General features: G+C 33.8%; 14 protein-coding genes and 1 pseudogene. 2 read left to right on the forward strand and 13 right to left on the reverse strand.

Going from position 1 to position 23,651, the window contains the following annotated elements; translation table 11 throughout:
- Positions 1-56 precede the first annotated feature (56 nt).
- The 4 genes and pseudogenes from ABWU56_RS06295 to ABWU56_RS06310 form a co-directional block, all read right to left on the reverse strand.
- Entirely contained in the window at positions 57-2,135 is a 2,079-nt protein-coding gene (locus ABWU56_RS06295; RefSeq protein ID WP_353281320.1) for a hypothetical protein, read from the reverse strand.
- Positions 2,136-2,507: 372 nt separating this feature from the next.
- A complete protein-coding gene (locus ABWU56_RS06300; protein WP_208571648.1) occupies positions 2,508-3,587 on the reverse strand; it encodes an ankyrin repeat domain-containing protein in 1,080 nt (359 codons plus the stop codon).
- A 95-nt stretch (positions 3,588-3,682) separates the two neighbouring features.
- The gene (locus ABWU56_RS06305) at positions 3,683-4,819 is read right to left on the reverse strand and encodes an ankyrin repeat domain-containing protein (RefSeq protein WP_353281322.1); all 1,137 of its coding nucleotides are present in this window, start codon (positions 4,817-4,819) and stop codon (positions 3,683-3,685) included.
- A pseudogene (locus tag ABWU56_RS06310) lies at positions 4,820-4,900 on the reverse strand (hypothetical protein); the annotation flags it as partial.
- A gap of 284 nt (positions 4,901-5,184) precedes the next feature.
- Between ABWU56_RS06310 and ABWU56_RS06315 the strand changes: the two are divergent.
- Together ABWU56_RS06315 and ABWU56_RS06320 are read left to right on the forward strand one after the other, a co-directional pair.
- Positions 5,185-6,876 carry a recombinase family protein gene (locus tag ABWU56_RS06315; protein ID WP_353281324.1) on the forward strand — a complete coding sequence of 564 codons (1,692 nt, stop codon included), beginning with the start codon at positions 5,185-5,187 and terminating at the stop codon, positions 6,874-6,876.
- Entirely contained in the window at positions 6,849-7,136 is a 288-nt protein-coding gene (locus tag ABWU56_RS06320; RefSeq protein WP_353281325.1) for a hypothetical protein, read from the forward strand. Before ABWU56_RS06315 ends, ABWU56_RS06320 begins: the two co-directional genes overlap by 28 nt.
- A 482-nt stretch (positions 7,137-7,618) precedes the next feature.
- Here the strand turns inward: ABWU56_RS06320 and ABWU56_RS06325 are convergent, their stop codons facing one another.
- The 9 genes from ABWU56_RS06325 to ABWU56_RS06365 form a co-directional block, all read right to left on the reverse strand.
- Positions 7,619-7,765, reverse strand: coding sequence for a hypothetical protein (locus ABWU56_RS06325; protein ID WP_164819305.1), 147 nt, complete (start codon positions 7,763-7,765; stop codon positions 7,619-7,621).
- Between the two features lie 87 nt (positions 7,766-7,852).
- Positions 7,853-8,401 (reverse strand): 16S rRNA (guanine(966)-N(2))-methyltransferase RsmD, encoded by a 549-nt coding sequence (gene rsmD / locus ABWU56_RS06330; RefSeq protein ID WP_353281327.1) that lies wholly within the window; start codon positions 8,399-8,401, stop codon positions 7,853-7,855.
- 104 nt (positions 8,402-8,505) lie between these two features.
- A complete protein-coding gene (locus ABWU56_RS06335) occupies positions 8,506-9,135 on the reverse strand; it encodes a hypothetical protein (protein ID WP_353281328.1) in 630 nt (209 codons plus the stop codon).
- On the reverse strand, positions 9,119-12,820 hold the full coding sequence (locus ABWU56_RS06340; RefSeq protein WP_353281330.1) for a type IV secretion system protein: 3,702 nt from the start codon (positions 12,818-12,820) through the stop codon (positions 9,119-9,121). The genes ABWU56_RS06335 and ABWU56_RS06340 overlap by 17 nt, the downstream gene beginning before the upstream one ends.
- Before the next feature lie 81 nt (positions 12,821-12,901).
- Positions 12,902-15,808 (reverse strand): type IV secretion system protein, encoded by a 2,907-nt coding sequence (locus ABWU56_RS06345; protein WP_353281332.1) that lies wholly within the window; start codon positions 15,806-15,808, stop codon positions 12,902-12,904.
- Entirely contained in the window at positions 15,805-18,336 is a 2,532-nt protein-coding gene (locus ABWU56_RS06350) for a type IV secretion system protein (RefSeq protein ID WP_353281333.1), read from the reverse strand. Before ABWU56_RS06350 ends, ABWU56_RS06345 begins: the two co-directional genes overlap by 4 nt.
- A gap of 17 nt (positions 18,337-18,353) precedes the next feature.
- Positions 18,354-20,927, reverse strand: coding sequence for a type IV secretion system protein (locus tag ABWU56_RS06355; RefSeq protein ID WP_353281335.1), 2,574 nt, complete (start codon positions 20,925-20,927; stop codon positions 18,354-18,356).
- Positions 20,920-23,325: a VirB4 family type IV secretion/conjugal transfer ATPase gene (locus tag ABWU56_RS06360; protein ID WP_010402460.1), complete on the reverse strand. Its 2,406-nt coding sequence runs from the start codon at positions 23,323-23,325 to the stop codon at positions 20,920-20,922. Before ABWU56_RS06360 ends, ABWU56_RS06355 begins: the two co-directional genes overlap by 8 nt.
- Before the next feature lie 9 nt (positions 23,326-23,334).
- Complete coding sequence (locus tag ABWU56_RS06365) at positions 23,335-23,631, reverse strand: type IV secretion system protein VirB3 (protein ID WP_006015054.1); 297 nt, start codon at positions 23,629-23,631, stop codon at positions 23,335-23,337.
- Positions 23,632-23,651: the final 20 nt, after the last annotated feature.

Below are 23,651 nucleotides of genomic sequence, written 5' to 3' on the forward strand. Positions count from 1 at the left end.
TCTTCTGTTATGTTGTAAGCCTTCCTTTGTTTATGTATAGGAATAAACGAACCTTTCTAATTCAACTTGTTTCTTAATTCCTCAATCCATTTAAGGTCACCTGTTCCAAGTTCAGCAATGTAAAAAATCTCACAAGTTAATCTATTTACTTTATCAAGGTTGTCATCCTGTATTCTTGACCTAACACTATGAGAAATTTTCATTGATAGTTCGGCTATTTCTTTAAGATTGTGAGACTCTATTTGGGAAGGAATATTCTCTAGTGTTTTATTAGCAAAGAATTTTATTCCTCTAATAACATTATGGTCAATCTTATTGTCATTCAAACCAACATCTAAGCTCTTTAATGATATAAACGCCGTAACATAATCAGTTCTGATATTTTTTGATTTAGTTTTTGCAAAATTGATTATGTTATCAATTTTATTAAACAGCTCCTTTTCATAATTCGTCTTTTCAGTTATATTATTGCTTAATTCTTTTATGAGTTTTTCAAGCTTATCATGTTCCATCACTTTAAAACTCTCTGTAATCATTTCATCTAATTCAACGTTACTAAATATTCCAGCAACTTCTTTTATCTCGTCTAAGTTTTCACTACTGGTAATTTTCTTTAGCAACATTATGACTATTTTAATCTTGTTATTGTAAAGAATATCAGTAATTACATTATCGATTCTTTTAGTATCATTTTGAACACCAATAAAAAAGTTAACATCTGTATTTTCCTCAATCTCTGTTCTTTTAGAGAGCGAGTAAGCATGTGACAGTGAATTACGTAAATCTATAATGACTTCTCTTGTGTTCTTTGGTAATGATAGTAGAAGAAGCTCGCTTGTAGTGCTAGATAACTTGGGAGATTCTAGAGTGTTTTTTAAATATTCACCAATAACCTGTAAAACCCTTGTAATAATTAACTGTCCTTCCCTTTCTTTAGGATTAGCTGATAATGCCAACTTTATATAATCACTTATTTTCTCTAAAGAATGAATATCCCTAATTTGTTGATAATCGCTATACAACTCTCCAAATTGAGGATAATTGCTAACGATCTCTGCAACAACCCTCTCACGTTTTAACTTCGGGAGATCAGCAAATTTACCAATGTCCACACCTTCTATAATATCTTTTTCTTCTTTAAGTTTCTTTGCAAAATTTTCCAAGTGGTCTAGTATTTTACTTTTATTCAATGTGGCATTATAGAATAGATTCATTTCCTGTCGTTTTATGTGAGAAGAAACAAAACTGATCAAACAAAATTCCATTTCTTCCCAAGGTAGTCTATCGTAGGTTGATTTCAACTGCCGCTTTAATATATGAATATTTTGTGCAATAAATTTTGCTATGAATAAAAACTTTTCATCTACTTTTTCTGTGTTTGAATACTCTGCCTTTAACAGGCTAATATTTTGAAGTACTAACTCAATCCGCTCTCTTATGTTATTAAGATAACTCTTCACATTCTGATCTTGTCCAGAAGCACTAGAGAAAAAACGGAGGTTTATCAATTTATTTTCAACAAAAATTTCTATCTCTTCTGATAATAATACGTTCTTTAGCTTTAATTCCTCATAAGCTCGTGAAAGAATTTCATCTAATTCCCTGAAATGAACAGCAAAATAATTACCTGGCCATTTATTAATGAGTGTATCAAGAAGTTCAACATTACCTGAACGTATAGCATAATAAAACGCATTATGGCATGTTTCATCCTCATCATCTGGTAATATAGTAGTTTCTCTGATGCCAACAGATAAATTACTGAGAATTTTACTATTATTGCCAAGTAGGTATTCTAAAATCTTTACCTTATTGTGTTTACAAGCTAAGATAACTAAGTTAGTACTCTTAACAGGATTGTTAGCATTATCATAATAGTCTCTCAAAGTTACTTGATCTTCTGCATCACTTATGTAATCAATAAAATTGCTTAATTTTTTTAAGCTGTCGACATTACCATCTGATATTGCCTCTTCGAGTTCAGTTAAAACCAGGAGATAAAGTTCTTCAGCTTTTGCTTTTCTGCGGTAGAGCTTTTTATATTCTCTAATAAACTCCTCTTTTGATGTGTAAGAACGTGATAAAAACTGTTTATCTTCTTGATAAAAACTGGTTTGTTGTTTAGGTACATGCATAAACCCTCTCTGAGATATATTTACACCAGTATTAGAATAGCAAAGTTTACTTAATATGGCAAAAATTAAAATAGCATCTTTTGTTAATAAAATATTTTTGAGAGAATATCTACTAATCCTGCAATTTCAGGACGAAAAGCCTTCACAACATTTGATTTTGGGTGTGGGAAATGTGTTGGTTGTTTAAATTTTTAGTAACACCTACTAATAATAACCCGTTTGAAAACAACAAAGAGAAATGATGATCAACTTACATAAAAAAGCACTAAGTTTAGTGTTTTGGCATTATAGCAATCTCTTATGTATCACCTCTCTGGAACCATACGACTAATTGTTGTTCATAAAAAACTCTAGTACTGACAAAAAATGTATTTATTCTAATCTTGCACGTTTGGTATCATTACTTATAGAAGTTTCATAAAGTCTTGTACCAGGCTCTACGAGATTATTTAAGGAACTTAAAGATTGAAAAGTACGTTTATTGGAATCATCAAACGCTACTATAAAGTTTAACAAGTTATCATTAGATAAATATTCAGTTATATTATATGTAGAATCATGATCCAGAATAATTTTCTTTTCTTTGGCATCTTGATCTGCCACATCTAATTTAGTATAAAATTGTATCTTACTTAACTTATTTAACAAATCTGCTCTTTCTAAAAAAGGTTTTACCTTATCTAATATGATATCATTATATATAGGATAGCGTATGGAATAATCAATTTTTGCTAGTCTTACAGATAATTGATTATTATATAGTACATGTATGTTGAAGTTATTTGTAACAAATTCATATAGTGGAAGGCTATCTTTTATTTCATCTGTTTTCATTTGAAGAATTTCACAAACACAGTCATCTAGATAACTTGATAATTTACTGTAATTACTGCATCCTTTATAAGGAGATAAGTCAATAATTTTTCCGTAATCCTTATTGAAGTTCCTTACTAAAGTAAATTTAATCAACAATTTAGCGCATGCTAGATCACTTACAGCGTTATCTAAAGATGTGGAACAATTATCATAAAGCCGTCGTTCACGATTTCTTATATTAATATCAGCTCCATATTCTAATAGTTCTTTAACTACTTCCAGATTTTTACCACTTTTTTTTACAGCATGGTTCAGTGCAGTATTGCCTTTACGGTTTGTTGCATTTACATCAGCACCATGTTTCAGAAGTTCTCTAACTAATTCTAATTCCTTCCCCAGTGTTATAGCAGAATGTAGTGGAGTTTCACTATACATGTTTCTTGAATTGACTTCGGTACCACCTAACAAAAGCTCTTTAGTAATTTCTACACTACTAGTAGTATGAAGTAACGTATCTCTATTCCTTTCTACTCTAAGGTTAGCATTAGCACCTGCAGACAAAAGAGCTTTAACTTTTTCTAAGTTTCGTTCATAGACTGCTTTTTCTAATTCTTTGTTAATATTATTATTTAGCATATTTTTAAAATCCTCCTAAATTTCACTATTTTGTAACAAAATTTTTGTATATTTTCTAGATCTTGGCACCCTCATTAGAGTTTCATTTAAGAGAGCTATAACTTTAAACTCTTTACTCTATTTTCTACGCTGACATCTTGTAAACTCTGATCTGGACTTTTTAATATTTCTAATAATCTACTTGCAAGGTTTGAGTGTTTATTGATTACTGCAACCTGGACTAATGACTTGTCTTGATCATTACGAGCATTTGTTACAGCTACGCGCTCATCGGGTTTTATTGCTCTCAGCTCACTGATAATTTCAACATTACCATTTTTTGCATTTTCAAATAGCTCTTCTACTAATTTCAATAGGTTAGTAATATTCTGGTCTCGAGAAAGATCAAGTGGTGTTTTACCTTCTTTATTCTTGATGTTATAAATTGCACCATGTTTCAACAAAGATTTTACAGCTTCGAAAAAGCTATTTTCAGTAGCAACATGCAACGATGTAGTGCCTTTAACTATTGTTTTAGCATTAATAAAATCACTCAATTTATTGTGGCTTACACGTTGTAACAAAGCTTCAATAATTTCTTTATGACCTTTGGAAGCAGCAGTGTGTAATGGTGTATTACCCTTGTTAGTAACTTTAGTAGCATCAGCTCCATTTGCTAGCAAGATATTTACAACTTTTATGTGCCCATTATTAACAGCATAATGTAATGGCGTTCTTCCATCCACGTTCTTCGAATCAATGATTGCTCCATCTCTAATGGAACTCTCAATTCCTAAATAATTATTATCTTCTATAGCCTTAAATAACTTCTCAACCAATTTTAGTAATTTTATTACTTCTGGGTTTCCTCTTCTTTCCGCAAAGTGTAATGGTAAAACATATCTACCTCCTTCAGCTCTAGCATTAAAGTATGCTCCGCTCATAAGTAGAGACCTAACTATATCTAAATTACCAATTTGTGCCCCTAAGTGTAAAGGCGTAGCATTTTTATCCATTTTTGCATTAACATCCGCTCCATTTATAATAAGAGTTTTAACTACCTTAGGATGACCATATTGAGCTGCAAGATGTAGGGCTGTGCCTTTATTTTGATTTTCTTTTACATTTACATCAGCACCATGTTTCAATAGAACGGTTGCTATCTGATCATAACCTTTTTCTGCTGCAAAATGTAAAGGAGTCCAATTTGTGTGATCTAAAGCATTAATATCTGCTTCCTTTTCTAAGAGCAATTCAACCACCTCTAAATGATCATGGTCTACTGCAAAGTGTAGAGGTGTAGTACTTTTAACTGTTTTTACACTACCGACAATGTTGCAAAAAACATAAAAATAAAACTAGAGAAAACCATTTCTCGAAAACTTCTGTGTCCAGAACCAAGAGTCCGATTTACTTATAGCGCTAATAATCAATTAACCATCGGCTTTAAGGAATGATATGAACATATTATTTCAAGGAAAAGTCATGAGAAACAAGAGATTAGCTATCCAAATTAGCTGTAGCTATGAACCTAATCGGTTAGCAGAACAATGCTTATCAGATGCTTATGAAAAGGTAGTGTCAAAGGAAATAAGTCAAAAAAACTTAAAACATAAAAATGGGATTCAAGGAGGGTCAAATGGTAACAGTATGTTTATATGCGAGAGTTTCTTCGGGGAAACAAGTAGAAGGAAATACGATAGAAAGTCAAATTGCAGCTTTAGAGAAGCAAATTAATCTGGACGGATACAGATTGTTAAGTGAGTATAAATTTATTGATAACGGCTACAGTGGATCTCATTTAGTCCGCCCTGATTTAGAAAAATTACGTGATAAAGTAACAGAAGGTAAAATTGATAAGATTTACATTCATTCTCCTGATCGTTTATCTAGAAAATATGCATATCAAATGGTGCTGATTGAAGAATTTGAAAAAGCAGGAGCAAAAGTGGTTTTTTTAAATTATGAGATTAACGGTAACCCAGAATCTCAATTACTGTTACAAATGCAAGGTATGATAGCAGAATATGAACGTGCGAAAATTATGGAACGAAGTCGTCGTGGTAAAATCTATGCAGCTAACAAAGGCTATGTAAATGTAATGGGAGGAGCTCCTTATGGTTATCGTTATATAGATAAGCATATGGGAGGAGGACAAGCTTTATTTGAGATTAACGAAAAAGAAGCTGATGTCGTTCGTAAAGTATTTTTGTGGATAGGCAGAGAAAGAACAAGTATTGGGGAAGTATGTCGTCGGCTAAATACTATGTCCATTAAGACACAAAAAGGAAAAGAACGCTGGAATAAAGGTACAATTTGGAGTATGTTGAAAAACCCTGCTTACAAAGGACAAGCAGCTTTTGGTAGAAGAAGGTTAGGAGTAAGATTAAAGCAAGTAAGACCACAGAAAGGCTCTTGTGAGCAGCCAAAAAGTAACCACTCTGTCTATCCTGTTGAAAAAGCAAATTGGATTTATATTAAAGTGCCAAATATAGTAGATGAAGATATATTTGATATTGTTCAAGAACAATTAGCTGAAAATAGAAAAGTAGCAAGGACAAGAAAAAGAGGAGCAAAGTACTTACTACAAGGTTTAGTCATATGTAAGCGTTGTAATTACGGATGTTACGGAACTTGCATGAGAAGTAGACGAGAAGAAGAAGGTGGTCATTATGCATATTACCGTTGTAGTGGTAAAGATTCTTACCGTTTTGGTGGTAATAAGATTTGTGACAATAAACCCATTCGCTCAGATGCATTAGAAACAGCTGTGTGGGAAGAGGTTAAGCAGTTATTGAAAAATCCAAACAGGATTTTAGAAGAATACAAGCGTAGGCTTTCAGAACTAAAAAAATCATCATTGGATCAAAAAAGTGACCTGCTAGAGAAACAAGAAAATAAATTAAAACGTGGTATTGCTAGACTTATCGATAGTTATGCTCAAGAATATATCAATCAAGAGGAATTTGAACCACGAATTAAAGCAATGAAACAAAGCTTAAAAACAATTAAAGAAGAGAAGAAAAAGATATTTTATCAAAAGGAATTAGAACAGGAGGTAACTCTGGTTGTGGCCAATTTAGAAGACTTTTCTTCCAATATTACGTTAAACCTTGATAACGCAGACTGGTTAACTAAACGTGATATTATCAGAACATTGGTCAAGAGAATTGAAATTAACCTTGAGGACGTAAATGTGGTATTTCGCGTAAAAGAGCTACCGAACTCTTCTGGACATAATGGAAAGGAAAATAAAAATTTGCAACATTGTCGTAGGTGTATTTGTCATACTGGCCGGCAAAAGGATTAGCGAAAGTAGTAGATAGTTTTGATCTTAAGCGTAACACAAAATCGTTAATAGATTATTCATCCATGTTGTCATGTAAGGCATGGGACCATAGTAGTGCATTATCTAAATTTGTTAACACAGTTTTGAGTTATGTTGTTAGTGCTGTTATTTGGGCTGCTGCGCTCGTTGTTACGCCACTCGTTTGGACTATTGATAAAGTAGCAAGTAAGTTTAGTGATGCAAACGCTGAAGGTGTTGGTAGTCCTTCTTTGTCAAAATAGATAGCCTACCAAGTACATGTGAAACCATTGTATCTGTGTGGCAAAATAAAGTAGACGAGATAAAGACACCTATAGAAACAAGAGGATGTCATGCAAGTAGCTGACACTGGCATCCCGATACAATGTTGAACACTTTTTTTTGCCTTTCGAGCAAGTTCTTTCAATCGAAACACTATATGTACGTTATCATCGTCAATTTCAATGCGTTGAACTAACTTTCTTATTATATCAAGTTTAGTTTCATAGTCTGCTTGATTAAGCTCTCTCAGAGGAAAAACTTTCTACACTGTTTGTGATAAAATCTAATTCTCTCTGTAGACTCTTTTCATCGATAGCTTCTTCCCTTTGATCTCTGATTCCTTTAACTCCTTTTCCATGCTCTCAACTTCTAAGTCATACTTTTCCTTCGTTATATGACCCCTTGCATATACATAAGCTAATTTTTCTATACCTTGTTCTATTTTACTTGCACGCTTTTCAAGTTAATCCTTTGCTTGCGTACTTTCATGTTTTACGAGTCTGAGCTGATATTCCTTAGTCATTGCCTCTGGTTCTTTGAGTACCATCTTCATTTCTTTCCATACTGCTTCTTCTAGTATATCAACTCGTATTGATTTGCTGTTACACACCCTATTCCCAACAAAACGAATTGATTTTTTCTTTCAGTCCTCGGAAAAATCTTACTTAGCTTAGCTATAGATGTTTACAAAAGAAATTCAAGTGAGTGAAGAAAGAAAAATTATTTTTGCAATACCGTAGGTACGCTCCACAATTATATTGAAGTTTTTATTGCACTCAAAACCTTCATTTTTCCTCATTTCTAGAATTATTAACGCATTATCATTTAACCAGCCTGAGTGAGCTAACTCGTCTAAAGTTGAGTTAACCAGATTGATATTATAAGGTGGGTCCATAAAAACTATATCGCACTTTGAAATAGGTCTTGGTAATCCGTTAGCATTGCAACAAATTAGCGTGATATCGTTCGTAATTCCAAAATCTTCTGCTGTTTTTTTAGGCAGTTGCAAATTGTAATAATCTGAATCTACCATAAATGCATGTTTAGCACCTCGAGAAAGCGCTTCAAATGAAAAAGAGGCACTTCCACAGAATAAATCAAGTACATTTAGGTTATAAATAGGTTTTCTTGAAGAAAGTATACTAAATATTGCTTCTCGGACGATACTCATAGTTGGCCGTGCAGATAAATTCTTGCCTGTAGTTATTTTTCTTCCACGATATTTACCCGCAATAACACGTAACATATAAAACAAGTTCGAAGTTAACTAATTATTTATAATACACATTTAATGTCAACATAGCTTCAGCAGTCTAATAGAAAGAAGGTTGCTTGTGGAGAAACGCAAGATCAATCGCTTTTCTTTGATTTATTTTCTATACTGATTGCACGACCAATCTCGTCTTGTAAATCATCATGGTTGTTTTTTTCATCATGACCCATCCCTTCAATTCTACTTTCTAACTCTAACTTAATTAAAGTATTGATTTTCTCTATACTATCGAGGAAATTGTGACACTCTTCATCACTATATTCCTCACCAGATGCTTTTTTTTCTATAAATAGACTTTTGAACCCTATTAGATCAGAACTCTGATCGGCATTCAACACAATATTTCTCTCTATAAAACTAAGATCTGATAGTAACAAACTAACCTCTAATAGATCTTCACTTTCAATGTTTGCAAGATTATCAAGATCGTCTAAAATAGAGAACATCTTAAGTCTTTCTTGTGCAATCTCTTTGTCTTCCTTATCAAATTCAGACAATAAACCATGATTATCTACAAATTTCTCACTCAAAGCTTTATTTAGCTTTGAAAGACTAACATCACCTTGCTTAGTGCTATCTAGTAACAAATCTACCCTCGCTCTGCGCGCATTTAAAACATCATTGTAATCGTTTAACTTGATATTACCATCTTCGTCTTGCTGAAGACCATAATAACCTAGTCCTTTAAAATTAAGATTCCTCGTCATTATCACCTCTGCTATCAGCTCTTTCACTACCCTCACGTTCTCTGTCTTTTCCAAAAAGTGATGAGGTATCATAACTTTTGTCTTCCTGATCTCTTTCTTCTTTTTTTCTAGCTCTCTCAGCACGTTTTTCTATCGCTTCTGGAGTATTCATCTCAAAAAGTGATAAAGGACTGTAAACCTCATTTTGCTTTCTTCTTCCTTCTCTTTCAGTACGCTTTTCCATACCTTCAAAAACAGACCCAAAATCATCAACATCATTCTGATCTCTTTCTTCTTTTTTTCTAGCTCTTTCGGCACGTCTTTCTATAGCTTCTGTAGTGTTTTTTAAATTTTCTGGTTCCGTGCCTAAATTTCGTGTCACTTCATTTGATTGATCAGGCTTATCTTCTTCTGTTGGCTGATCATGCTGTAGTTGATTAGGCTTGTCTTCTTGTTCTGTGCTTAGTTCTCGTACTACCTTATCTGGCTGACCTCCCCCTCGTAGTCGAAGAGGGTCGCCTTCTTCTAGTGGCTGATCATGGTTATCTCTTACTAGTTCCGTGCCTAACTCTCGTTCTACCTTATTTGATTGATCAGGATTGTCTTTTTCTGGTTCTCTCTTACGGCCGATAGTGTAATCATGAAGCTTCTCAAGAAATTCCCGTCTATATGTTTTTGCTCTATAGAGTAGATTATGCTGGTAACCATCCTTTTCTCCTGTAGCAGGGTTAATTCCTATAGAGTCGAGACCATGTTCCCAAGTAAACTTCATAGCATCTTCTATTGTATAGCCCAAATGTGATCCTACATATCCTTTATAATATTCTAAATATTTATCAATTCTTCTATGTGCAATATCTTCTTTATCAATTCCAAACGCCCTGTAGATTTTTTCCTCAAGCTTATCAACATCATTTTTAGGTGATGTTGCAAATTTTGTTGCTTCAATAGTAGCACCTACAAGCTTACGTGGCACATTAATAGCATATTTCAGCACACCCCCAACTCCTGGTATTCTACCTAGCAAATTAGCTGTACCTCCAGCTAATCTATCTGGTACATGAGTAGCCCAATCACCTAAAGACTCTAACTTTCCGCCAGCAAAGTTCTGCCACTGCTGCTTTAATCCCTCTGTGACACCAGTTAGAGGTGATGCTTGATACATACTAGATATATTGTAAACACCAAACCCACCACCGGCAATGCTTGAGCCCATCTGTTGTACAAACTCCTTCAAAGAAAACATCAAAAACGAAAGCAAGAACAATACAAAGATCTCTCCTGCGTTGATTAAATAACCTCTCTGTATGTCTTGCACCCTTTGGTAATCACTATTTTCTTGATAATTTTTGCAATCCTCACAATCTTTACAATCTTTACAATCTTTACATTTCTGACAGTATTCACTGTTGGGATCCTTATATAAATCATGAAGTTTCAGTATTCTACAACCTTGTTTTTCTACCGCACTCCGCACTAAAGATCTTATTTCATTAATTATTTCCCTATAACTATTGCATTTATTTATATCTTGACAGTAGCGTTTTATTATTTCACTAACATCACCTATCCTTTTCTCTATATTGTTGATCAGTAATATAATGTCAGCCCTCTCTGATGCATGAGATAAACTATTTGTTAAGCGTACTAGATCTTTTGCACTACAGCCATTACTAACTATCATATCACTTTCCGCAATATAGTGGTCTGCTGGATTATCTTTAGTTCCAGGAATTGGATTAAAGAAAGGATAATCTATATAACGAAAACCTTTATTAATGTAATCTGGTGGAAGAGGGATATATCCAGCGCCACCAGTAAACTTTACTGTACCACCTATTCTGCTTAGTTTTTCTATACCTTCTATATTCTTATCTACGTTCAATGGAGAAGCCTCTCCAATAGCATAAGGTACAAAAATTTGCCCTGGAGTCCAGCTAAAGTATTCTTTATCAATTATACAAAAACCACCAAATACCCATTTTGGAGCACATAACTTTATTTCAAGCCATTTATTATAGCACACAGTAAAGCCTAACTGTTTATAAAAGGTATTCATTATCATCGCAGCAAGTAATGACAGCAGGGTAAATATCATAATTGATTGCAAACAGAAACTAATACAGAATTTTATCCAACCCTCAAATAGACTTTTCAGTGGTGAAAATAAAATAGAGATTAGGAATAGCGGCATTATAGCTACAAGAAAAGCTATACCCATAAAACCAGAAAGGAATATTATGTAAGCATACATACACAGCAGGAAATATAAGACAATCCCTATAAAAATTGCCGGTATCATAAGGAGACTTGCCCACATTTGATAATGTAAAAATGCTGCAAACTTTTTCCAAACAGAGTAAGCAAAAAACTTATTAAACATATCCTCCATGAAGCTAAACAATTTAGCTTCATTTCCTTGAGCAACGTTTGAATTACCTCCGGTGTTCATGTTGGGAGCAAAATTAGTAATTATGCTTATCAATTGTTCAAGACCTTTAACAAATAAAACAAGAAAATGATCATAGAAAAATCTAAAACTTCCAGGAGATATAAGCACTATTACTAGAGTGATTTTCATCATTCTGATGAGCATATCATGCTTAGTTTCTCTTATCATTCCAAAAAGATAAAGAAGCGATGAAATCACTATAAATAGAACAAGCAAGGAAAGAACAAAATTGTGAAAGCTCGTACTTTTTTCAGCTATATTTTGAAATATCGCTTGTGCAGCTGCAGGATCATTGCTATCAAAATGCTTTTTACAATTTTCGTTAATCAATAATACACATTTTAGATAGTTATAAACGTAATCAAAAAATCCAAAGTTACTTGGTTTCTGCACTCCGCTCAAAAATTCAAAAGAGTAGCCACCTGCATTATCTAGATAATATCTATCTAATATCTTTACATATATTTTCCATCCTTTTTCTAACCTCACCGTATTACAATTCCTGTCCTGTAATATGGTGTTATCTCTGTCTAAAGTAAAAAGACCGCTCCCATTTTCTGCCATGGAGTTGTAACCTAGATGTACAGTAGGATATTGAGGATCGCGCATTAACTTTAGATTTTCGTTAGGATCACCTTTCCCCGTTTTAAACAAAAGATAAGCACCATGACCGTTGGTAAACCAACATGGAGCACCACGTGATACTGTATTTGCGCTATCATCTTCATTAATGCACTTGCACTTTACAGTGCAACTTGCTTTAGGCTTACTTGAAAATTTTTGTATGCTAGATTTATAATCATTACAAACTAAGTGAAAGTCAGGCAGACTGTTGTCACCTTCCCCTCTTTCAAATTTGGTTGCATATTTTAACTGCTCCAAACTTTCCAAACTATAACTACTTTGAGATTTCTTCTTATTACTATTGCTCCAAGATGTCCATGCACCATTTACTCGTACTACTAAACTATCTCCATTGGTTTCAAATCCAGTATCTTTCCACTTCACCACTTGATTAGAGTGAAAACCATAATTAATTTCTCCAGTATTAGGATCAATAATTTCTCTATCTTCTGGAACAAAAGCATCATGATCTCTTGAAAAATGAGCACCAATTGCAATGGGTTCAGGACCAAAATAATCAGCAGATATACATCTTGGAAAAGGCATATCATTCTTACTACAACCTGTAACCAGAACACAGATTACCAAAATTAATAACCTAAACCAACATTTGCCTAAGCGTGATTGCATACCTAAACTTTTTCCAATACAGAATAAATTTCTAAAACCTTACTTCAAATATCTTTTTAATTAGTTACTCCATATATCTCATCAATCTTCCTTGACTTGTCCTTTTGTTTTATCAGAATCCTTTTGCTTATCTGGCTGGCTTAGTGTTTCAGATTTGCTCATTTCTCTGCCAGCACTCCCTTTCCCATCTGCTTGCTTTGGTGTATCAGGCAATTTAGCTTCAATTTTGCTACGATCTTTACTCATTCCCTGCTTGATGTTATGTATCATATTTTGGGTTCTATCATCAAGGCCAACAGTTGACAGCATAGCTTGTGATGCGCTCCTAGAAATATGACTAACACTTTGAGCAACTCCATAACCAGAGCTGAACAACGCCTGCGCCATAGTTTCTGATATAGAAACAAAAGCTTCCATTGCACTAGCAATGATGAGATATATAAATGCCTGGATTAGATCTATAGGTAATGCTGCAAAGTGCCCACCAGCCCTTTCTCCAGTACTGAACGCAACATCAACACTAGTACCAGGACTATACCCAAGAGGTAATATTGATTTCATAAGACACAGATCATACGATAAAAAATTTACACTAATTAAGCATTGATAGCATGCAGAAAAATTTGTGAGGTTGTATAGAACTGAATACATTAACTGGTTTAAAAGAGACAAGGATGAAAATAAAATGACTGGTTGCAATGAAACATGAGCCAGCGTTTTTATCCAATTATCAAATAATGTTTTAGTTTGTTGAAATAGAATAAATACGATAAATAAAGGTGCTAATGACAATAAAAATGCCACTAAAACAGTAGATATTACATACTTAAACGTAGCACTAATAATGCATCTTAAAAACACAAAAGTAGCATAAAGTATTGCCAAAAATGCAATAAAGCCAAAAGGTCCTGATAGCATTAAAGACAAAAATTTCAGCCATGTTTCTCCTGTAAATAATACTCCCGCTGTTAAATCTAAGAATGCAAATTTTTTACCTCCTTCTCCTATATAGCCAGAAAAACTATCAACTAAATAAATGCTACCATCAACAAAAAGCCCAGACAAAGTTGTACCAAAGAATTCCCAACTTCTATCACTAAAAGCAAAAGCTATAAATGCTATTTTGAATATTCTTATAATAAAATCGAATTTACTTAATTGTATTGTTCCAAGCATATAGCCAACAACAGTAAATATAACGTATAGAATAAGCAAAGCTCTTATTCCTTGTAGAAGCCCCTTTCTATATCCTTCATATGGAATTTTAATTCCGTCTTCACCCCCGTCTGTTATGAAATCAAAAATCTTGTTTACAGTTGATGAAATAAAATCGTTTATTTTTCTTTTTAAAAATAAATTTACTGTGTATTTGTTATCTTCATAATATTTGCCTTCTTTGTCCGTAATATCATCTTTCTTTACGTTTTCTACATTAATACCAAAGTATATCTTTTTAGACTCTTTATCCTTTAAATGACTTCCATCTATTATGTAATAGTCTACATTATCCTCTGTTATTTTATCTAATTTCTTTACTTTTTTGAAATTATTAGTCTTTCGAGCAGATGGATCTTCTGGCGGGCTATCACCCAAGTACATATACAGTTTTTCACCACTATCGAAGTTACATGATCTAGTCACTGCAACATGATATCCACCTCTATGAAGAAAGTAATTGCCATTGCTTGCTATAGCAAGCATCACACTACTACCAGGTATTATATCTTTTTCATCTATTTTATAATCATGATTTAATTTCAAAGAAAAATGTTCAAAATTATCACCAATTTGCGAACACACATTATCCCCTTTTGCACCCTTTCTCTCTGGAAAACATTGAATACCTTTAGCAGTATTCTGATTATTAAGATCGCCAACTTTTGCAACAAGAGCCTCAGCCCAAGAAATATCTTCTCTGTCCTCTTTGAAGTTTAATTTAGAATTTGATATTAAATTAATGTCAATCTTCTTAGAATCCCTCTTATTTTCTTCAATCTCTTTTAGTTCATCCTCAATACGTTTAAGGTGAGAATACATGTCACATGTATTTCTTTTATCATACTTCTCATACCTTATAGAAGAGACGCAATTCTCCCCTATACCTTTTGCGTTGTAACATATATTTTGATAGTAACAATTAAGCTCATAAGAGCTGTACTTGCTTATCTCATTAAAATCACATTTTTTCCCATTACATAATTTATCCAGTCCTATTTTAGTTCGTCGTAAATCTAACAATGCACCATTTATCCATGAATTTTGAATATAATCCTTATTAAAATGTACCTTATTATCATATGGAGTGTAGCCATTACCAACTAGCACTCTTCTTTCTTCTATGTTCTCTTTATTAATCTTAGGAAATTCTACTTTAGTCCTCTTACCACTTTCTCCACAAAAGAACGTTCCTCCATTGAGCATGTCTTTTATTGTAGCTTTGTCTTTTTTATCATTTTCTTCAGCTCTATAGCAATTGTCATCAAAGCTGATACCTTTCCCTTCTGGATTGTCATAATTAATCGTTATCTCTCTGGGAACTAAGCTAAAGCTTAACTTATCACCAAGATTTGCTTTAATTCCAGTATCTACATAACGTCTATTGCTATAGAATTCATTATTTCCAAAGCCTATATCACCACATATTTCTCGTTCATCAAGACTAGCATTATCAATTAACTTATTACTGTAATTTGGTATTAAATCATTAGCACAAAATACAGCGGGCACAAGTACTCTCTTTGGATTTTTCCCTTCTTTAAGAGGACAAAAATTTACTGACCCACCAAGAGTAAATTTGATTTTCTCATCCTTGCTAATTACTTGACCAGAATCAACCCAATGAATTTTAACTCCTTCGCCAGCTTCACGAACTGGAACATCTATACTGACACTAGTATTTCTGCTCTGCAGCCCAGGTTCAACACAATCCATTGTGCAGCCAGTAATTACAAGACATAGTATCAATAATAATGATTTTCTGCTCATCATTGATTTCCTGTGTTTGTCGGTATTTTAGGTGCTGATCTTTGAGCTGATTGTGGTATTTGAGGTCTTCGACTTGGTGTACCAGATTGCTGACCTGCTCTTCTTTGGATACTTTGTTCATCTAAACCTACTGTTCCCATTAAGCTTTGCTGATATTGCCTTCCTGGTTCGCTTGCCACATAAACACCAAACAACGAATCAGATATTGTTGAAGATGCCTCAACTAAAGCTTTCATAGCATGTCCCAAAATCACAAAAGCCATCATAGCGGTGATATTAGGTGCATGTTTGGAAGCATAACCATAAATAATACAAGGATTAAAAATCTTTAAGTTAAGATTAAGTATACATGTAGGGCAGACCTCAAAATTAAAGACCGAATACACAATATAATCCATAACCTGGCTTATTAATGATATAAAAATTAAAAGCACTACCGGATGAATTGCAAATCTTGCTAAATTTTTGACCCAATTGTGAAACATCTGTCTAGTATATCCAAATAGAAGGCAAATAATAAAAAGAGGCGCCAAGGAAAGCAATAATGCAACTATTGCTATAGATGTGATAAAAGAAAATAAGGCGTTAAACATCGATAAGCTCACTGTTATCAAACCCCAAATCACCAAGCAAAACGATACAATACCCAAAGGACCAGAGAATATAAGAGATACTATGAGTAACACTGAGTGTGCTGATAAAAACCTATTGAGCGGTAAATCAAGAAATTCAAAAACATTTGATGTTGTACCTCTGAAATTTGCTATTTCTATTAACTGTTTTGGAGCATTAACAAAAATAGAAAATGCATTGTTATAAAAAAAACTCCAACTGTTATCGTTCAGCAATTGGGTAATAACTCCTATCTTTACACATATAATTAAAAATTCATATGTAGAAGCATGAGACAATCCAAAAAAGTAATAAAGGGTATATAAAGTTATATATAACACTAATAACGACACTATTGTGGATCTGATAGTCTTTGTTCTATTTGACGCTACAAAACTTTGATAAAGAGACTTAACGGGACTAGATTCAGAGTGATTCCATTCTGAATTTTTATAACTGGAACCAAAAAATGCAATTTTTACTTTTTCATCAAAAAAATTATATATCGCACTAAAAGTTCTTACAGGTGGCTCTTTAGTTGTAAGGTTAATGCTAAACTGACCTTCATTTTTCTTATAATCACAGCCGTGATCTCTTATTCCGTAATATATAGTGCCACTCTTGTCTTTTAGCTTTTCTTTTAATCTTTCCATATACTCAGTATTATGAACTTCACTGATATTCACAGGTATATCCCCCAGAATTTCACCAGGATTGTGCTCAGGAAACTTATCAGAAACATGTATATATAAGTTTTTTGCTAGACTATGGCTCTTTGTGACCCTTATATTATATCCCCCTTTACCAGCATTCTTTTCTTTAGCATTTTTAAGTGTAAATACTAACTCTGTACCCTTATCATAGTTTTCTTTTTCGATCTTATAATCAAAGTTAGTTCGTATACCATCACTCCTTACATATTTAAAACTTTCCTTTCTTCCTATCGACACCTTTAATGATGGAATGTAAGTCTTTATCCTCTTCATTTTCTTTTTTCTTATATCATCCACAGCTCCCTTGGTATTTTTTTCTGTATTTACTTTATCCTTTTCACCATCTGAACTATCGCTGTGTCCTTTAGCTATGTTGCTATCATCTAACACTCCCATTATACCATCTACAGCCTTCTTGATAGCTTCTTCCTTACTTACTTTTCCAACAGCTAGTTCGTTGGCAAGATTTTTAGCTACATTACGTTTATTGCCATCTATAGTATTAGATTCAATTTGCACACAATCTTGACTGGCATAATAACATGTATTCTCACACGCAAGATTTAAAAGGTACGTATCTATCTCAACTTTCTGACTGCTTGAAAGCCTCCTGCAGTCTATATTTTCTCCTTGTTTTATAGAATTAATGATATTTTCAATCTCCTTTTCATCTTGATCAGATTTTACAAAATTTGGATTCCAGTATTCTTTTCCATTCAACCATTTTGCGTTACCTATGATATATTTATTAGGGCATATTTCACCTTGACAATTCTCTTGATTTAAAACATGTGCAAAATACTCCGTCTCTCCTTCACCGCAACTCTCGTCAATTTTTTTATAGGTGACCGTGCCATTATCGTTTTTACACATTTTACTTCCAACAACACTAAAGCTTATCGCATCGCCATCTTTAAGCGCAAACGGTAATGTAACGTTTCCTACTCCAGGTTCAATTGCAAAATCTTTATATTGCGAACAAAAATTAACCTTATTAGGTACTATATTAATCTCTGTTACTTTTATTTTATCCGAAATATAAACTCCAGAATCAACCCATTTCTGCTCTGTTGACACTATATCCAATTTCTCACGCAAGCCTGATGAATCTTCTGGCTTAATACACCCGCACCCAGATAATAAAAAGAGTATCACAAAACTTATGCATAGCTTAACCAAGTTTTGGTTGCTCAAATGTTCAAACATCTGTTACTCACCTGCGCTCACTCTCCACCTGGTTTTATAGATTCACTAGAGGAAGATCCCGATCCCTTATTATCATCTCCACCTCCTCCAATAGCCCCTCTTGCCTTATTTACAGCCGCAGCAGCAACTTGACCAGCACCTCCAGCAGCAGCTTTGGCAGCAGATAAAGCTTTATTCACCATTTGTGCAGGAGTGCTACCTGAACCAAGTGCTGCCCTGTGATTACCAGCAAGCTCAGCAGCCATGCCGGGAAGAACGTTTAAAAAGTGGTAAAAGAGGAATAATACTAAACACAATTTTAATAATTCTCCGATTAGAGAGCTGCCAAACTCCATGTATGTAAAGTCGAATAGACCAAGTATGCTGCTCTTTTTAAAGCTATAATTTTGCATCATACATGCGAGAGTAGTTTCATTTTTATCACATTCCCCATCTTTCAATTTAAACCACTGTTTTTTCTTACTATATGAGATTTCTGCTTGTTTCTTTTCATATGACTTGTCTGGTTGTTCATTTTTATATGACTCGTCCAGTTTAAAATTTAAATTTTTAAAATAGATTTTATCACATGCTATGAACATAAAGGATAAAAACGCAAAAAGGATAACCGGGTATAAGCTATAGGTAATCAACTCTTTCACCCAGCCGTCAAAATATCCTTTGGTGTGTTGGAATAAAACCATAGGAATAAACAAAGGTGATAGAATAACAATTACACTTAAAGCAACTAGAGATAAAATAAATACATAGCACATCCACAAAATAACCATCATCAGCAAAATGGCCATAAATATACAGACAAGAGCTACTAAAATTTGTCCACCAGCGAAAATAATACCAATCACCGAACCTGCAACTAACAAGACAGGAGCAGCGCCAAGCAAAACCGCTAACGTTGCAACACCTCCAGTACCAATTTTGCCACCAATTCCATCTAAAGGGGCACCTAAATAAAATAAAATTCTGCAATCAAGCCTATCCCAAGGTGCAAGATAACTGTAGGATACCTTCTGCCCTGCACGATCGTATTCATAATCTTTACCTGCCTCATAATTACATATATTTTTACTCTCAGATGAAGCTTTAAGCACTATTTCTGATAAGCCGTTCGAAAGTTTTGTTAATTCCCCGTAATAATGAGACATAGTGCTACCTGTCGTAAAGTAAATCACTAAAGCGAATTTAATGATCAACATGTACATTTCTTGCGGACTACGCACTCCACCAGACATAACTTTTATAGAGAACAATATCAAAGCTAAAATTAAGATAGCAGTAACAGTGTTCTTCAGTCTTTTTTGTGCTACAGACAAAAAACTACCCTTAGCATGTCCATTTTTGTCTGTAAGTAAGTTACCACTTGAATCAATACCTGCCACTAAATTATCTAACGATTCCTTAATGCATTGCACTATCATAGAAGTTATAGGAATAGGAGATAATGACTTACTTCCCGCTTGATTGTAGCAAGCTTCAGAGACATACGAGCTAAAACAGCTTTTATTGTCATAACCTACAAAAATTTTTCCTTCTTTTTCTTTTTTCCTGATAAGAGTTTTATAATCGTCATCCCTGTTGATAAAACTCCTTTCTTCACCACCTGTACCATCTTTATTTTTGAATAATATCACAGATTGTTCACACATAGGAGCAATCGGATCAGGTGGTAATTCCGTGCATCCTATATCAATTCCTTGCGGCCAAGCAGTTCCAGCTGCCCTAACTTCAGCCAATTCCACACATAACCTACCCATTTTTCTCACTGCCCTGAACGTTGATCCATATATGTCTTCGCTCTGTCCTGCTTTGAGAACTTTACATTTCAGCTCACCATCGACCGTCGGGGACCATGACCCATCTACATATCCAGTATCTTTTTCCCTTACATCAAAGTCTATGTATCCAGGTTTTTCTCTGGAATCAAAGTCTTTCTTGTTAAAAAGATTACCAAAAGTTAAAGGATTTCGATGACATATTTCTATATATTCACTGTATTGCACACCGTTTTTTGGCCAGTAGTAGTGTTCCCTATCAACATTCACAACATCCCAATCAGTAAAGTTTAAAATATCTTTCTCTGTTTGTTTTCCATCTTTTCCTGATCTTTTCTGTAATGCAGAAAAATATTCATCTTCTGTTCGATAATTTTTATCTGTATCACCACTATAACCTGTATCTTTTAGTTTAAAATTTTTATATCTCCCATCATTATCGTATGCAACTGGATGCCTAACAAAACTATGCTGACAAACAATAAGTCCCCCAACTGCCTTCCAGACTCCAACAATTGCAGCTATCATTCCAACGATAACAAGAGCAGTAAATAAACCAGCAGAAGAGACAATCAAAACAATACCAGTAAATATTGCACCAATAGCAATTGCTATCCCAGCAACTGCTGCAGATGTTTCAAACGCCTTACAGTCAGGATTAGAGGCACGGCTAAAGCTACCAGTAGAATTAAATCTGCTAACAAATTCCGTTTTGTCAGTACCACTTACTGTATCTGCAAACACTGGATACGAGAGCAAAAAATCTATATTTAACAAAAATATCGCAACTAACAGTAATGACAGTTTAGTTTTAAACATTTTTCACCTTTTGATAAAACACAGGCAACCACATCTTTGGATCATCTCCGACTTCTTTCAGTATATCATATAACAATAGAACACTTTCCGCACGTCCAGATAACACGTTGACCACATCATCCAAATCTTTCAGATCTATTCTAGCTACTACAGCATTAACTCCCTGCTTTACTAAAAAGAATCTAGTACTTGGATCTGTGTGTTTGATCAGTATGTACTCACGTTCAGTTAACATAAAAACATCTCGATAGACACTAGTAGCTTTCAGATTTGGCAAAAAAATTTGTGTTGCTGTCTGCTGTACAAGCGTATCACTAATAGCACTTTTACTTGCATCTTCAACACTCTGAGTAGCAAAAACTACAAAAGCATTTAACTTTCTCAGCACTTTCAACCAGTCTTTTATCTTAGGTGCAAAAACTGGATTATCTATTAACGCCCATGCTTCATCAAGAACAATAATAGATGGAGTGCCATCAAGCGATATACTAATCCTATGAAACAAATAAATCAAGACCGGCCCAAGAGCAACAGGATCTTTTAGCAAGCTAGCCATTTCAAAGCCAAACACTCTTGCTTTTGAAAAATCTAGCAAATCTTCTTTATTGTCAAATATTGCAGCATGAGAGCCATCATCATGCCACATAGATATTGCTCCAGCTAGAGTATCAGGGCCCGCAAGTCCTAAAAATGGTACAAGATTTCTCAAAAATCTGTCTTCTTTTTTTAATTTAAAATTTCCCTCAATTGCATCATTAATTCTAGCAATATCTTCTGAAGTGAATTTATCGTTGTACACTAAAATTAAAGATTTTATCCATTCCATCAAAAATGTTTTATTATCAGGAGTATCGTCAAGTTGCAGAGGATTAAAATTTGTCTTAGTTCTTGGTTCTATTATAGTATAGATACCACCAAGTGCTCTTAAAAAAATTTCTGCACCGCGATCTTTATCAAAAAAGAATATTCTTGGAGAAAATTTCATTGCTTGAGCACATAAAAAATTCATTAAAACAGTTTTGCCAGCACCTGTTGGCCCAATTATCATAGTATGTCCAACATCCCTTATATGAAAGTTGAAGAAAAATGGAGTGCCAGATGTTGTATCAAAAACTGTAACAGCATCTCCCCAGTGGTTATTGAATTTTTTACCAGTAGGATAATTATGTTGAGATGCAAAACCGGCCAAATTAAGACTACTTATTGTACCTTTTCTTACTATATAATCAAAATTACCAGGAATTTGCGCCCAAAATGCTGGTTCTAGATTAACCCTCTCACGAACAGGATAAACACCACAATTAGAAAGCTCCGATTCAACCAATGATAAAGCATTGTCCAATGATTTAGGGCTTTTTTCTATACATAAGATAGTTAAATGGTGTTCACCAAACGCAATTTTACCACTCATTGCATCATCAAGCGCATGAGAAATTTCTGCTATTTGAGAAATAGCTTTATCTGCAGATTGTATCATACGATTTTGCTGTATCTGCATTTTCGCAATTGCCATTTGCCTATTTGTAAATTGAAAAGACTGCGTGATAATAAATTCATAAGGAAGTTGTAAAAAAGAATCAAGCATTCCTGCGGAAGTATTATTTCCATATTCTTTTATACTAACTATTCCAGCATATTTACTTTCATTATGAGTCACAACCTGTATCATCTTATGGCCAAAAAATAACCTATGAACTGGTAAGTATCTTGATATTTCAGTTTTTAGTGGAAAAAGCGTATTTGTAACAAAGCCACAATTTACAATTCTAGACAGAAACTCCATTATTTCACAAAACAGCCCGTTTGGAGTTTCTTTTACTCCAAGGACTTTAGGCGAATAATTCCTAAGGCTTGTTACTATACGATTTGTCGTTTCCTCTAAATCTTCATAGGTATCACGCATATCACTTTCCCAAGCATGTTTTGAAGTTACATGCCCAAATTTTTTCAGTAGATGTGATAAAAATTCTACTCCCTTTGTATCTGCCCTACGAATAATCGTAATGTATAAATCATTAATAAAAGATTGCCTAGTTGCGTGTTTTTCTCTCCATTTTAGATTTACATGGTTAGCAAAAAAATTTGGTAAACTCTGGTTTGCAAATTCATCAGAAAAGATATTCTTCTTACGCCTGATGGTATGAAAGTACAAACTAAATGCTGGAGATGAAATGCTTCTTAGCATCTGATTTCTGATATTATTTTGTATCACCAAGTCTTCATCATCGGCCGTTTCAAACGCAAAGCCATTTAATTTTATAAATTTAACTAACCAATTCTGCTTTGTTATCAAGGTTGTACTATTCCAATAGCAAGAATAAGGTATAAATTCGGCAGCGTGAACCTCTCTACTTAGAATAGATTTATTCTTTGATTGAATAGCTCTAAATCTCAACATTGCATAACATCAAGTAATGTCATAAGAATTGGCTCCATGATAAAACCGATTTAAACATTTGGAACATTTTCCCAACTTTACCATAAATAACTCAATAAACAACGGTTCCTTTGCAGAAGCTATATAGCCAAGTCCATGTATACCTGGTAACATCAGGAGAATTACTCTAAGATCATTTGTATTAATGAAAATTAGCATGCAAATTAGAACGTTTAATATTGCAAACATATAACTCACACCAAAGAGCATTGCAGGTCTTGTAAGACCTTTAAATAATTGATTCGTTTGTATGCTGCCAGTAGACATATCTTTAACCTTCTAATAAG

The organism is Wolbachia endosymbiont (group B) of Horisme vitalbata (genome assembly GCF_964028625.1).
GTDB lineage: Bacteria > Pseudomonadota > Alphaproteobacteria > Rickettsiales > Anaplasmataceae > Wolbachia.

Excerpts from the sequence above, each read along its gene's own strand:
- ABWU56_RS06365 (WP_006015054.1), bottom strand. The coding sequence starts at position 23,631 with ATGTCTACTGGCAGCATACAAACGAATCAATTATTTAAAGGTCTTACA.
- ABWU56_RS06335 (WP_353281328.1), bottom strand. The coding sequence starts at position 9,135 with ATGACGAGGAATCTTAATTTTAAAGGACTAGGTTATTATGGTCTTCAG.
- ABWU56_RS06350 (WP_353281333.1), bottom strand. The coding sequence starts at position 18,336 with ATGTTTGAACATTTGAGCAACCAAAACTTGGTTAAGCTATGCATAAGT.
- ABWU56_RS06355 (WP_353281335.1), bottom strand. The coding sequence starts at position 20,927 with ATGTTTAAAACTAAACTGTCATTACTGTTAGTTGCGATATTTTTGTTA.
- rsmD (WP_353281327.1), bottom strand. The coding sequence starts at position 8,401 with ATGTTACGTGTTATTGCGGGTAAATATCGTGGAAGAAAAATAACTACA.
- ABWU56_RS06315 (WP_353281324.1), top strand. The coding sequence starts at position 5,185 with ATGGGATTCAAGGAGGGTCAAATGGTAACAGTATGTTTATATGCGAGA.
- ABWU56_RS06295 (WP_353281320.1), bottom strand. The coding sequence starts at position 2,135 with ATGCATGTACCTAAACAACAAACCAGTTTTTATCAAGAAGATAAACAG.
- ABWU56_RS06345 (WP_353281332.1), bottom strand. The coding sequence starts at position 15,808 with ATGATGAGCAGAAAATCATTATTATTGATACTATGTCTTGTAATTACT.
- ABWU56_RS06340 (WP_353281330.1), bottom strand. The coding sequence starts at position 12,820 with ATGCAATCACGCTTAGGCAAATGTTGGTTTAGGTTATTAATTTTGGTA.
- ABWU56_RS06360 (WP_010402460.1), bottom strand. The coding sequence starts at position 23,325 with ATGTTGAGATTTAGAGCTATTCAATCAAAGAATAAATCTATTCTAAGT.
- ABWU56_RS06300 (WP_208571648.1), bottom strand. The coding sequence starts at position 3,587 with ATGCTAAATAATAATATTAACAAAGAATTAGAAAAAGCAGTCTATGAA.